We start from the raw sequence: 13,662 nt of genomic DNA on the forward strand, positions 1-13,662 counted from the left end.
TTGATAGACCAAAATAAATTTTACCTCTTCTACGACGGAGACTGTGGTTTCTGCAATTTTTGGGTACATTGGATTTTAAAAAACGACTCCAAAGACCAATTCCTATTTGCTTCTTTACAAGGAAAATTTGGGCAAGAATTTCTAAAACAAAGAGGTTTAGAACAAGAAAACCTCAACACTATTTATCTCTGGAAGCCAGAAAAATATTATCTCAACAAATCTAATGCAGCCATCACCATTGCCGAAAAATTAGGCGGAATATATTCATTAGCATCAATTTTTAGAATCATTCCTAGATTTTTGAGAGATTGGGTTTATGATTGTATTGCAAGAAATCGCCATCGATTGATAAAGAATTCTTGCGCAATACTCACTCCAGAACAACAGAAAAAATTCATAGACTAATTACCGAAATTAGTGCTTTATCATTCTAATCACTATCTTTGCAATTATGGAATACAATACACAAAGAACTCGTCTCCATTTACCAGAATATGGTCGAAATATTCAGCAGCTCGTAGAACGTTGCAAGGAACTTCCTACCAAAGAAGAACGCAACGAAATGGCTGCCGCAATTGTAGATTTCATGGGGCAGAGAAATCCGCACCTTCGTGACGAGGAAAATTATAAACATAAACTTTGGGATCATCTTTTTATATTAGCAGAGTATGACTTAGATGTAGATGCTCCCTATCCTTTCCCTACCAGAGAAGAATTAGCACAGAAACCCAATAAAATGGAGTACCCAAAACTTCAGGGAGATTATAAATTCTACGGCAAAAGCATCCTTCAATTGATAGACAAAGCCATAGAACTAGAAGATGGAGAAGAAAAAGAAGCTTTGATAGAAGTAATTGCCAATAACATGAAGAAATCTTATAATGTGTACAACAAAGAACACGTACAGGATGAGGTAATCTTCCGTCACTTAAAGGAACTATCAGAAAACAGATTAGACCTTACCAGTATAGATTCTCTCGAAAAAAGCAGAATTTATTACTCTACCAACAAGAATAAAAACCAAAAAAACAACCCTAAAAAACGTTTCAACAACCATAATAAAAACCGAAAAAGATAATGAGTGAAGCATTTCAAATAAGAGGAGGAAAAAAATTACACGGCGAAATCACACCACAAGGCGCAAAAAATGAAGCGTTGCAAATTCTTTGTGCAGTGCTTTTAACTGACGAAGAAGTGAGAATTAAAAATATTCCAGATATTCATGACGTAAACCGCCTTATCGAAATTCTGGGAGATTTCGGGGTGAAGATTACTAAAAATGCGCACGGTGATTATACTTTTAAAGCAGACCAAGTTAACTTTGATTACATAAAATCTAAAGAATTTAAAAAAGATGGAGCCAAATTACGTGGTTCTATCATGATTCTTGGACCTATGCTTGCTAGATTTGGCGAAGCATATATGCCAACTCCAGGTGGTGACAAAATTGGAAGAAGAAGATTAGATACTCACTTTCAAGGATTTGTAGAACTCGGCGCAGAATTTAATTATGACGAAACTGAATATTTCTATACTTTAAAGGCTAAAGAACTTCGCGGTAAATTTATTTTATTAGAAGAAGCTTCTGTAACGGGAACTGCCAATATCATTATGGCTGCAGTTTTAGCCAAAGGAAAAACCAGAATTTACAATGCAGCTTGCGAACCTTACCTTCAGCAATTATGCAGAATGCTCAATAGAATGGGCGCAAAAATTGAAGGAATTGGCTCTAATTTATTAACCATCGAAGGCGTTTCTCATCTTCATGGAACAGAGCACACCATGCTACCAGATATGGTAGAAATTGGTTCTTGGATTGGTCTTGCAGCAATGACACGTTCTGAAATGACCATTAAAAATGTACATTGGAACCAATTAGGAATTATCCCGAATGTTTTCAGAAAATTAGGAATTCAATTGGAACAAAGCGGTGATGACATCTACATTCCAGAACAAGAACATTATAAAATTCAAAAATTTATTGACGGTTCTATTTTGACGGTTTCAGACGCACCTTGGCCAGGATTTACACCAGATTTATTGTCTATCGTTTTGGTAGTGGCTACTCAAGCCAAAGGAACTGTTTTGATTCACCAAAAAATGTTTGAATCGAGATTATTCTTTGTAGATAAATTGATTGATATGGGCGCTCAGATTATTCTGTGTGATCCTCACAGAGCAACTGTAGTAGGTCTTAACCATGAATTCCCATTGCGTGGAACCAACATGACTTCGCCAGATATTAGAGCAGGAAATGCACTTCTTATCGCGGCACTTTCTGCAGAAGGAAAATCAATTATCCATAACATTGAACAAATTGACAGAGGTTATGAAAACATCGATGGAAGACTAAAAGCTATAGGAGCAGATATCGAAAGAATTCAATTATAAAACAAAACGCAACTTTTTCAAGTTGCGTTTTTTATTTCTTCACAAAAGCATTTTCATACTTTTCAATCCAATCTTGTGGAGTCATTTTTCGAGCCAATTCTCCAATCAATTCATACGGAATATCCTCGGGTTTTTTAAAACGCATACAAGATTTCCCCATGTCTAATTTTTTTTCAGAATATTTCGAAAACTCTTCTTGAAACCAATGCAAGAGTTTTTCATCAGCATAAATTCCCATGTGATAAAGATTAATAGAATTTTTCTGCGAAGCTATACTAAGAAATGGCAAAGGCAATTCTGGAGTACAATGATAACCTTTAGGATACATACTTTTCGGAACTACATAACCTATCATTCCATAGCTCAACTGTTCTTCGAAACCATTAGGTAAATTTTCAGAAATAATTTTTCTCAATTTTTCTATGGGTTCTTTTCGCTCTTCGGGAAGATTTTCTAAATATTCTTGAACAGATTGGGCTTCTATTTTCATTTTCAATTTTTATCAAATTTAAAAATAAATCAATACATTACCTCTTCGAGATACCACTACTTCATCAAAAAATTTCATTACTTTTGTGCTACAAAATTTCAGATATGCCAAAAACATCAGTAAGAGCAGGAAGAATGCCTGCTTCACCAATTAGAAAGTTAGTTCCTTATGCGATTGCTGCTAAAGCAAAAGGCACAAAAGTGTATCACCTGAACATTGGTCAACCAGACATCGAAACGCCAAAAACCGCTCTTGATGCACTGAAAAATATCGATTTAAAAGTTCTAGAATACGCCCTTTCTGAAGGAAATTTAGAGTACAGAAAACAATTAGAAAAATACTACCATTCTCTTGGTTTTACCGATTTAACTACGGATAATTTCATTGTAACCAATGGTGGTTCTGAAGCACTAAATTTTGCACTTTCTGTATTGTGTGATGACGGAGACGAAATCATTATTCCAGAACCTTATTATGCGAATTATAACGGATTTACCAATGCTATTGGCGTAAAAGTGGTAGCCGTTCCTTCTACTATTGATACTGGTTTTGCTTTACCTTCTATTGAAGAATTTGAGAAGAAAATTACAGATAAAACCAGAGCAATTATCGTTTGTAACCCTGGAAATCCTACTGGTTATCTCTATACCAGAGAAGAATTACAAAAATTAGCAGAAATTGCTTTGAAACATGATATTGTTATCATTTCAGACGAAGTTTACAGAGAATATGTTTATGATGGCGAGAAGCAAGTATCTATGCTAGAATTTCCAGAAATTGCGGAACATTCTATCATCATCGATTCAGAATCTAAGCGTTATTCTATGTGTGGCGTAAGAATTGGTTGTTTGGTTACTCGTTCTAAAACGCTTCATGATGCTGCCATGAAATTTGCTCAGGCAAGACTTTCTCCAGTGCTTATTGGTCAGATTTTAGCAACTGCAGCACATGATAATGACGCAGAATACATTCAATCGGTTCGCGAAGAATATACCAAACGTAGAAATCTTTTGGTAGAATTATTAAACGAAATTCCGGGTGTGAAATGCCCAACTCCAAAAGGTGCATTTTACTGTGTAGCAGAATTACCAGTAGAAGATGCAGATGATTTTGCACAATGGTTACTCGAACATTTTTCTGACAATGGCGAAACCGTAATGGTAGCACCAGCTTCAGGTTTTTATTCGGTTCCAGAACTCGGGAAAAAACAAGTAAGAATTGCTTACGTTCTAAAAGAAGAAGACTTGCGAAGAAGCGTAGAATTAATCAAAATCGCTTTAGAGCAATACAAAAAATAAAAATTTTTAAAAACGGACTTCGGTTCGTTTTTTTTTGATTTAATCAATTTCCTTTTCGCAAAACTTATTTTCAGTAAATTTGTAAAATTAGAAACTGAAGGCTTCGCAAATACTTTGCAGTCAAAAAGACTTTTGAAAAAAAATGAAAATTCAAGAAAATATCTCTTTAAAGAATTACAATACATTTGGTGTCGAAGCAAAAGCACATTATTTTGCCGAAGTACATGATTTACACGAGCTAAAATATGCCACAGAATTTGCCAAAATCAATCATATTAAAATCCTTTTTTTAGGTGGCGGAAGCAATTTGCTCTTCACCCAAGATTTTGATGGATTGGTCATTAAATTAAATTTAAAAGGGATTTCCGAAGAAATTTTAGACGAAAATCATGTGCACGTTTCTGCAAAAGCGGGAGAAAACTGGCATGAATTTGTACTGTACACACTTTCTAAAAATTATGGCGGATTAGAAAATCTTTCCCTCATTCCGGGAAATGTGGGAACTTGTCCTATTCAGAATATTGGCGCTTATGGAACAGAAATTAAAGACCATTTCGTTTCTTGCAAAGCTCTAAATTTAGAAACTTCAGAAATTGAAGAATTATCATTGGAAGATTGCAAATTCGGTTACAGAGATTCTATCTTTAAAACTTCTGCCAAAGGAAAATATGTAATTGTAGAAGTCACGTTTAAACTGACTACCCAAAACCATCACATCAAAACAGAATATGGAGCAATTTCTACAGAATTAAAAAATTTAGGAATTGAAAATCCTACTATTCAAGAGGTTTCTAAAGCGGTAATTAATATCAGACAAAGCAAACTGCCCAATCCTGCCGAAATTGGAAACGCTGGAAGTTTCTTCAAAAACCCAAGCATTCCTTTGACACAATTTGAAAATTTAAAGGAAAAATTCCCAGAAATTCAAGGGTATGCCAATGGAAATTTTGTAAAAGTTCCTGCAGGTTGGCTCATAGAAAATGCAGGCTGGAAAGGCAAACAAATAGGAAATGTAGCTTCTCATAAATTACAAGCCTTGGTCATCATTAACGCCACTGGAAACGCATCAGGAAAAGAAATTTACGATTTCTCTACGCAGATTATTGACTCTGTAAAAGAAAAATACGGAATAGAACTCGAAAGAGAAGTGAATATTTTATAGAGTTATCAATAAAATCAATTGATTAATTCGTCACATTGAATCTCAGAAAACTAATCACTAATGCTTATATTTGCGCAAAATTAAAAGTAAAAATGTCTGAAATTAAACTCAATACAATTCCTGAAGCAATAGAAGACCTTAAAAATGGTAAAGTAATCATCGTAGTAGATGATGAAAACCGCGAAAATGAGGGCGATTTTCTTTCTGCTGCCGAACTTACTACTCCAGAAATCATCAATTTCATGACCATTCATGGTCGTGGTCTTATTTGTACTCCACTTCCTGAAAAAAGATGTGATGAACTAGGTCTTGAAGCCATGGTTTCTAGAAGTACAGACCCGAAAGAAACTGCTTTTACCGTTTCTATCGATTTATTAGGAGACGGTGTTTCTACAGGAATTTCGGCTAGTGATAGAGCAAAAACGATTTTGGCTTTGATGGACGAAAAGACCAAGCCAACAGATTTCATGAGACCTGGTCACATTTTTCCGCTTCGTGCAAAAACGGGTGGCGTTCTAAAAAGAGCTGGCCATACAGAAGCTGCGATTGATTTAACCAAATTAGCTGGACTGAAAGAAGGTGGTGTCATCTGCGAAATTATGAACGAAGATGGAACCATGGCAAGATTACCAGAATTGGTGGTTTTGGCTAAAAAGTTAGACCTTAAAATCATTTCTATCGAAGATTTAATCAATTACCAATTGAAAAAAGGTGATTTGGTAAACGAAATAGAGTCTAGAAGAGTAAAAACCGCTTTCGGGGAGTTTGATTTCCATGCATTCCAAGAAAAACATACAGACCAAATTCACTTTGCTTTAACCAAAGGAAATTGGGAAATAGATGACCCTGTTTTAGTAAGAGTTCAGTCTTCTAGTGCTTATTTTGATGTTTTAAGCAGATTGATTAACGGTGAAAATCCTCAACTGGAAAAAGTAACCAATATGATTAATGCGGAAGGAAAAGGAGCGCTTATTTTCATCAATAATGTGTCTAATGCAGAACTCACGATGAGAAAATTACAACAATTCTTGAATTATCAAGACGGACAAGTTGCAAGACCAACGCTTACTGCTAATTTCATAGAATACGGAATTGGAACTCAAATTCTTAAAAAATTAGGTATTACTAAATTCAGAGTGATTACTCAAAATCCTAATCAGAAACCGCTTGTGGCTGGTTATGGTGTAGAAATTACCGAAATGGTACAGATGTAAAATCTTAAAAATATTAATCGAAAATAGCGTAGAATTTTCTACGCTATTTTTTTATATTTACTAAATGGAAACTAAGTTTTTCTCAACACAAGATGACTTCAGAAAATGGCTTGAAGAAAATCATCAGAAAGAATCTGAACTTTTGGTTGGTTTTTATAAAGTAGGAACTAAAAAATCAAGCATGACTTGGAGCGAATCTGTGGACCAAGCTTTATGTTTCGGATGGATTGATGGCATTAGAAAATCTATTGACAAAAAAAGTTATCAAATAAGATTTACGCCAAGAAAATCTATAAGCATTTGGAGCGCCGTCAACATAAAAAAAATAGAAGAACTCACCGAAAAAGGACTCATGTTTCCCGCAGGAATTGCCGCTTTTGAAAAAAGAAAAGAACACAAATCGAAAATTTATTCGCACGAAAATAATCCTAAAGAATTTCCTGAAGAATTTTTAAAACTTTTTAAAGCCCATAAAAAAGCTTGGCAATATTTTGAAAACTTAGCCCCTTCTTACAAGAAAATATCTATACATTGGGTAATAAATGCTAAACAAGAAGTGACTCAATTAAAAAGACTTCAGCAATTAATTGCCGATTCTGAAAACCAAACCAACGCTTGGAAAGATAATAAATACACAAAAAAATAGCGCCTTTATTGCGCTATTTTTATATTCTCGAAACTGTGAAATCCGTTTAAGAAATCTTTCACATTCATTCGTTTTTTTCCTTCTAACTGAACTTCTGTAGGCTGATAAAAGCCATCTTTGGTATAAATTCTAAAAATATTTTTAGAAATTTCTAGAGTTCCAGCCGTTTTCTGATGTTCTGAAACTTCAAAAGTTCCTGCATAAATCTTCAAACCTTTTGTTTCTTCACCGATTTTCAAAGTGGTAAAAGCGCAAGGATAAGGCGACATTCCTCTGATGAAATTATGAACCTTAACCGTTTCTTGATTCCAATGAATTCTCGTGTCTTCTTTGAAAATTTTGAAAGCATTTTTAGGTTCTGCAACTTGTGGTTGGGGTTGTTCTGTGATTGAATTTTCAGCTAAACCATCTAATGTTTTCACTACCAGTTTTGCACCCATTTCCATCAATCGATCATGCAAACTTCCTGCATTTTCATCTGGTGAAATAGGCAATTCTTCTTGCAAAAGAATGTTTCCTTCATCTATCTTTTCATTGATAAAGAAAGTTGTAGCACCCGTTTTTTCTTCGCCGTTGATAATCGCAAAATTGATTGGAGCCGCACCTCTGTAATCAGGCAATAAACTTGCGTGAAGATTGAAAGTTCCCATTTTTGGCATTTCAAATAATACTTTTGGCATCATTCTAAAGGCTACCACCACGAAAACATCCGCATCTAGCTTTCTCATTTCTTCCAAAAATTCTGGATTTCTGAGTTTCTCTGGCTGAAAAATAGGCAAATTATTTTCTACGGCGTATTTTTTAACAGGAGATTCGGTTAATTTTTGTCCACGACCAGAAGGTTTATCTGCAACAGTAACTACTCCCACGATTTCGTGATGAGAATGATGAATTGCTTCTAAAGATTTTGCGGCAAAATCTGGCGTCCCGAAAAAAACAACTTTTAAATTTTTCATATTTTGTATCGCTCCTACGGAGCTTTTCTCTTTTTTTAAAAAATTTCTACAAACCTTTCGCTCCTATGGAGCGAAACTTATTATCGTATAGTATACGTTCTAAAATCTAACATTCTAATTTTTCCTAAATCAAGCAAAAAGATAAGCACTTCTTGAATTTTCTCTCTGGAATATTCTAACAAAATAGCATTTAAATCATCTAAAGTTGCTGGTTTTTGCTGTAGAATATCTAGAATTTGTCTTTCTGCACTAATAGGATTGGTTTTAGGATTTTTGGCGGTGCAAACATAGCAATTTCCGCAGTTTTTCGTCTCTTTTTCGCCGAAATAAGTAAGAATAAGTTTCATTTTACAGCAATCGTGATTTCTGGTGTAAAATTTCATTTCTTCCCATTTCTGCAATTTATTTTTCTGAATTTGCTCGAAAAGATTCCACCATTTCCCAGAAAAAGTTCGGTCTTCTCTAGGTTTCAAAAATTTGATAGAATCTAAACTTCCGTCTAGATAATCTATATATCCTTTATGGTGAATTTCTTTCAGTCTTTCTTTAAGTTCTTGCGCGGCAACTCCTAATTTTTTGCAAGTATTCGCTTCGCTAAACTGAACTCTGTGCCTAGACAAACCGTCAACACATCTGAGCAATAATTCTATAAAATAACTGTCCTTTTTCTGCAAATTTTCTAAATCATTTACCTCAAATTTCAATTCTAAAGTAGATAAATTTTTAGAAGTATTGAGATAAATTAATTCTTGATTATGCAGAAAATTAAGTACATTTCTAATCTTGGCTTGAGAGATTTTAGTAAAGTTTTGAATTTTAGAAATGTTCAGTTCAAAAATATTTTCTGGTAATTCATTTTCGGCAATCATGAAAGTAGAATACAGATAAGAAATTACTTTCAAAAACTCTGATTTAGAAGGAGTTTGATTATAAAAAACATCGTCTAAATTTAGTAATTCTTGCTCATTCCAAAGTAAAAAAGCATAACTTTTCTCGCCATCTCTACCTGCTCTTCCGATTTCCTGATAGTAGTTTTCTAAGGATGGCGCTGGTGAAAGATGGATTACAAATCTCACATTTTCTTTATCAATTCCCATCCCAAAAGCGTTGGTAGAAATCAATACATTTTGGTTGCTTTTGAGCCATTTTTCTTGCTTCTGATGTTTTTCTTTCACAGAAAGTCCTGCGTGAAAAAAATCTACATTTTTGAGTTTATTTTTTTGCAAAAACTCCGTTAAATTTTCAGCTTCTTTTCTGGTTCTGGTGTAAATAATCCCTGAATTTTGGTTGTGTTTTAACAAATCTAAAACTCTCTGATATTTATCTGCTACTTCATCATTAAAAATGCTGATATTCTCTCTTTTAAAACTTTTTCTAAAAATTTGATATTGAGTAAATCCTAATTTCAGTTTAATGTCTTCTAAAACTTTTGGAGTCGCTGTAGCTGTAAGCGCAAGACAAGGAACATTCTTAAAAAGCGTTCTGAAATTTTTAATATTTTGATAACTCGGTCTGAAATCTTGTCCCCATTCAGAAATACAGTGCGCTTCATCTACTGCAATAAATGAAATCTGAATTTCTTCAATTCTTTCTAAAAATTGGCGATTTTGTAGTCTTTCTGGAGAAATATAAAGCAATTTGGTAATTCCTTCTATGCATCTGCCGTAAATTTCTTCTTGTTGCAATTCATCTAATTCCGAACTTAAATATTCTGCCTCTATTCCTCTTAATTTCAACTGCTGAACTTGGTCTTTCATTAAAGCCAAAAGTGGAGAAATCACCAAACAAGTGCCTTCTAAAACCAAAGCTGGAAGCTGATAACAAAGAGATTTACCACCACCAGTTGGTAAAAGTGCAATGGTATCTTTACCTGCAATAACCGCATGAATGATGTCTTGTTGTGAATCCCTGAAATCTTGATATCCCCAAAAATGAGAAAGGGTTTTCTGTGTGAGTTCAGCTAAATAATGAGAAGATTGCATTTGGTAAATTTAAGAATTTAGTTTAAAATTTTGTATAAAAAAAGCTGCGATAAACGCAGCTTTTAGTATTGATTTTAAAAATTATTTAACTGGTGGTGTTATTGGACTAACTGGACAACCTTGATTTTCTACTGGCCCTGGAACTGTTACACATTTATCATGTAAATCTATTACTCCATCTAAATCTGTATCTAAAGCTACACCAGCTCCATCTACTCTTGCTCCAACAGGCGTGTCTAGTTGTCTATCCCAATCATCACAAATTCCATCATTATCTACATCACCTTTTTTACAAACTTCTACATCCACATTTTTATTATCTAGAACATCTAACTTATAATAAATCTCTTGAAGGGGGTCATACCACATCAAATGAGATTGATTTTTTCCTAATTTTAAAGAAATCCCTAATGTAGCATTGAAATAATTATCAGAAGTCTGATTATCTCTAGAATTTATTGGACTATCATAACCATTATATCCTAAATCTGTATTTCCCAAATAATTACCACCTCCATCAAAAGAATCATCACCAGTAATAATGTACATCACTCTTCCTTCTATATCTATTCTCCTATTAACTTTAAATTTAAGACCTGCTCCAGCCTGTCCAAATAATGATTTCATAGAAAAATCCTTATCAGTGATTACAGGAGCAGAAGCAGAACCTTCATCTTGTCTATATGTTTTATAAGCAAGAGTTCCAAATCCTGCATAACCGTGTAATGCCCATCTAAATGGTAAATCACTGTTAATTTTTCTTAACAAATTTGATAAATTAATATCTCCAATTAAACTGATGGTTTGATATTTTGTTTTTGCTCCAACAGAATTAGCAGTTGAGCCTTCATTAATCTTTGATAGACCTTGGTTAGTTTCTCCCAAATCATATTGCAAATTAAGACCAAATGCGTGTGTAATCGCTTTATCTATGCTTAAATATGCAGAATAACCAAATAAATTTTTTCCTTTATTAAAAGAATTTAAATCTGCTGAATGCATTACTGGAACTCCAAATCCTGCGGATATTCCCCACTCATTAAATTTCTTTTCTTTATTTTCTATAGGCTGCTTAGAACTCTCTTCCTTCTGCTGTCCAAAAAAAGCAATGGGAAGAACTCCAATTAGAGCTATAAAGACTAATTTTAATTTCATAAATGTTTTTTTAGAAAATTTAAAGTAAAGATTTCAACCCATAGAAAACTATTAAAAATAACTTGAGCTTTTCATTTTCTCTTTTTGAGAATAATATATCAAAATTATTATTTTTTTTGATGTAAATAATATTTTTTTTGCTTTTTTTTATTTTATTTCTCCACATTTAAGCTTTCTAATATTTTTCTAGAAAACTCTCTTTCTAATAAATGCTTTGTATGAGGAATTTTCAACTTCTTAGAATCATAAATTATACCATTAAAAGTTACAATATCTATATCTATAATTCTATCTTCGTATTTCCCTAAAACCATAGAATCATAATTGCGTCCCATATCTTTTTCAATTATTTTTATCTTCTTTAACAATTCGCATGGAGAATGTGAAGTAACTAAAACTAATGCCATATTCCTAAAAACATTAGAACTTTCAAACTCTACTGGTTGAGTTTCTATCATTTCTGATGATTTTATGATATTTCCCAAGCAATTTTCTATTTTTGCAATCGCTCGGTTTAAATTAGACTTGGTATTTCCTAAATTGCTACCGAGTAACAAAACCACATAATGTAACGACATATTATTGAATAATTAAGTTTTCAAAAATTATTATGAAAGATTTTATAAAAAATGTATTTGCAAATATAGTAGCCATTCTTTTAATCGGAGCCGTTTTGTTAGGAATAATGATCATGATTTTCGTAGTAAGTGCTATGAGTGGCGACCAAAAGCCTTTTGTAGAAAACAACTCGGTTCTTACTATTAATTTCAAAGGAAACATTCTAGACTCTTACACCGAAAAAGAAGAAAGCATTTTCGATTTTGGGCAAAACAAAGACGTACTCCTTTTAGACGTAGTAAATGCCATTAACAATGCAAAAAAAGATGAAAAAATCAAAGGTATTAGCATAGAAGTTGACAATTTACCTGCAGGAATCACTCAAGTTGATGATATAAGAGCTGCCATCGAAGATTTTAAAAAATCAGGAAAGTTTGTGTATGCTTATGGTAATAATATGTCTCAAGGTTCATATTATCTTGCTTCTGTTGCGGATAAACTATATCTAAATCCTGTGGGAATGGTGGAATTAAAAGGATTGTCTACAGAAGTAACATTCCTAAAAGATTTTGCAGCAAAATACGGAATTGGCGTAGATGTCATCAGACACGGAAAATTCAAAGCTGCAGTAGAACCATTTATCAGAAATGACATTTCTCCTGAAAACAAAGAACAACTTTCTACACTTCTCAATGACATTTGGGGAAATATATCTACTAAAATTAAAACTTCTAGAAAACTAGACGATGCTACTTTCAAAACCGCAGTAGACAGTTTATACGGTTTTATGCCAGAATTAGTGGTGAAAAAAAAATTAGCAGACCAACTTTTACAGAAATCTGAATACGAAAACCTAATTAAAAAACAACTCAAGTTAAAGTCTGATGAAAAAATCAACAGAATTTCTGTAAATAAATACATAAAATCACTAGACGAAGAAGAAAGTAGTGACAACAAAATTGCCGTTCTTTATGCCGCTGGAGAAATTTTCAATGGTGATGAATATCAAAATATTCACTCTGAAAAATATGTAAAATACATCAAAGATTTAGCAGAAGATGATGATATAAAAGCAGTGGTTTTGCGCGTAAATTCACCTGGTGGAAGCGGAAATGCTTCAGACGAAATCTTATTTGAATTACAACAACTTAAACTTAAAAAACCTCTAGTGGTTTCTTTTGGTGATTATGCAGCTTCTGGTGGTTATTATATCTCCATGGCTGCTGATAAAATCTATTCTTCACCTAATACTTTAACGGGTTCTATCGGCGTTTTTGGCATGATTATGAATTTTAAAGATTTAGCCAATAGAAACGGAATTCGCTCTGACATTGTTTCCACTAATGCGAATTCGCAAGTTTATTCGCCACTTTCTGGAGCAGCTCCTGGAACTATTCCTATTTTAACCAGAAGCGTGGAAAGCACTTATAAAAGATTTGTATATTTTGTAACTCAAAACAGAAAAAAATCTTTTGAACAGATTGATGCAATTGGCGGTGGTAGAGTTTGGAGCGGAACCAGAGCAAAACAATTAGGCTTGGTAGACGAATTAGGCTCGCTTCAACAAGCAATTAATTACGCTGCTACCAAAGCAAAATTGAAAGACTATTCACTAGACAGTTATCCAAGAAAATCTAGTCCGCTAGAAGAATTCTTCAAACAAACAGAAGAAGATGAAATCGCAGCAAGAGTAATTTCTAAAAAAGTAGGAAAAGAAAACTATGAACTCTTCCAAAAAATAACCAATCCAAAACTGAATAACGGAGTACAAATGGCACTACCTTATCAGATTACGATTAAATAGCAAAAC

13 protein-coding genes are annotated in these 13,662 nt (G+C 33.5%); 8 read left to right on the forward strand and 5 right to left on the reverse strand.

All coding sequences use genetic code 11. The features are described from left to right. From C3729_RS12245 to murA, 3 genes are read left to right on the forward strand one after another with little or no spacing between them, the layout of a single operon-like run. A complete protein-coding gene (locus C3729_RS12245; protein WP_104794411.1) occupies positions 1–405 on the forward strand; it encodes a thiol-disulfide oxidoreductase DCC family protein in 405 nt (134 codons plus the stop codon). 46 nt (positions 406–451) lie between these two features. Next, the gene (locus C3729_RS12250; protein WP_104794412.1) at positions 452–1,078 is read left to right on the forward strand and encodes a DUF4290 domain-containing protein; all 627 of its coding nucleotides are present in this window, start codon (positions 452–454) and stop codon (positions 1,076–1,078) included. Further along, complete coding sequence (gene murA / locus C3729_RS12255) at positions 1,078–2,391, forward strand: UDP-N-acetylglucosamine 1-carboxyvinyltransferase (RefSeq protein ID WP_104794413.1); 1,314 nt, start codon at positions 1,078–1,080, stop codon at positions 2,389–2,391. Before C3729_RS12250 ends, murA begins: the two co-directional genes overlap by 1 nt. Positions 2,392–2,422: 31 nt before the next feature. On the opposite strand, the gene C3729_RS12260 is transcribed toward murA, so the two are convergent. Beyond that, positions 2,423–2,881 carry a DUF1801 domain-containing protein gene (locus C3729_RS12260; protein ID WP_104794414.1) on the reverse strand — a complete coding sequence of 153 codons (459 nt, stop codon included), beginning with the start codon at positions 2,879–2,881 and terminating at the stop codon, positions 2,423–2,425. Between the two features lie 104 nt (positions 2,882–2,985). Between C3729_RS12260 and C3729_RS12265 the strand changes: the two genes are divergently transcribed. The 4 genes from C3729_RS12265 to C3729_RS12280 all read left to right on the forward strand — a co-directional run bounded on the left by C3729_RS12265 (position 2,986) and on the right by C3729_RS12280 (position 7,201). After that, complete coding sequence (locus C3729_RS12265; RefSeq protein ID WP_104794415.1) at positions 2,986–4,179, forward strand: pyridoxal phosphate-dependent aminotransferase; 1,194 nt, start codon at positions 2,986–2,988, stop codon at positions 4,177–4,179. A 142-nt stretch (positions 4,180–4,321) separates the two neighbouring features. Next, positions 4,322–5,341, forward strand: coding sequence for a UDP-N-acetylmuramate dehydrogenase (murB, locus tag C3729_RS12270; RefSeq protein ID WP_104794416.1), 1,020 nt, complete (start codon positions 4,322–4,324; stop codon positions 5,339–5,341). A 92-nt stretch (positions 5,342–5,433) separates the two neighbouring features. Further along, on the forward strand, positions 5,434–6,555 hold the full coding sequence (ribB, locus tag C3729_RS12275) for a 3,4-dihydroxy-2-butanone-4-phosphate synthase (protein ID WP_104794417.1): 1,122 nt from the start codon (positions 5,434–5,436) through the stop codon (positions 6,553–6,555). A 64-nt stretch (positions 6,556–6,619) separates the two neighbouring features. Next, positions 6,620–7,201 carry a YdeI/OmpD-associated family protein gene (locus C3729_RS12280; protein ID WP_104794418.1) on the forward strand — a complete coding sequence of 194 codons (582 nt, stop codon included), beginning with the start codon at positions 6,620–6,622 and terminating at the stop codon, positions 7,199–7,201. A 5-nt stretch (positions 7,202–7,206) separates the two neighbouring features. Here the strand turns inward: C3729_RS12280 and fmt are convergent, their stop codons facing one another. From fmt to folK, 4 genes are all read right to left on the reverse strand, one after another. Beyond that, positions 7,207–8,157, reverse strand: coding sequence for a methionyl-tRNA formyltransferase (gene fmt / locus C3729_RS12285; protein WP_104794419.1), 951 nt, complete (start codon positions 8,155–8,157; stop codon positions 7,207–7,209). 80 nt (positions 8,158–8,237) lie between these two features. Then, positions 8,238–10,139: an ATP-dependent DNA helicase RecQ gene (locus C3729_RS12290; protein ID WP_104794420.1), complete on the reverse strand. Its 1,902-nt coding sequence runs from the start codon at positions 10,137–10,139 to the stop codon at positions 8,238–8,240. An 81-nt stretch (positions 10,140–10,220) separates the two neighbouring features. Beyond that, entirely contained in the window at positions 10,221–11,294 is a 1,074-nt protein-coding gene (locus tag C3729_RS12295) for an OmpA family protein (protein ID WP_185117745.1), read from the reverse strand. 152 nt (positions 11,295–11,446) lie between these two features. Further along, positions 11,447–11,872, reverse strand: coding sequence for a 2-amino-4-hydroxy-6-hydroxymethyldihydropteridine diphosphokinase (folK, locus tag C3729_RS12300; RefSeq protein ID WP_104794421.1), 426 nt, complete (start codon positions 11,870–11,872; stop codon positions 11,447–11,449). Positions 11,873–11,904: 32 nt separating this feature from the next. Between folK and sppA the strand changes: the two genes are divergently transcribed. Next, positions 11,905–13,656 (forward strand): signal peptide peptidase SppA, encoded by a 1,752-nt coding sequence (gene sppA / locus C3729_RS12305; protein ID WP_104794422.1) that lies wholly within the window; start codon positions 11,905–11,907, stop codon positions 13,654–13,656. The last annotated feature ends 6 nt before the right edge of the window (positions 13,657–13,662 follow it).

This window comes from Cloacibacterium normanense (genome assembly GCF_002943105.1).
Classification (GTDB): domain Bacteria; phylum Bacteroidota; class Bacteroidia; order Flavobacteriales; family Weeksellaceae; genus Cloacibacterium.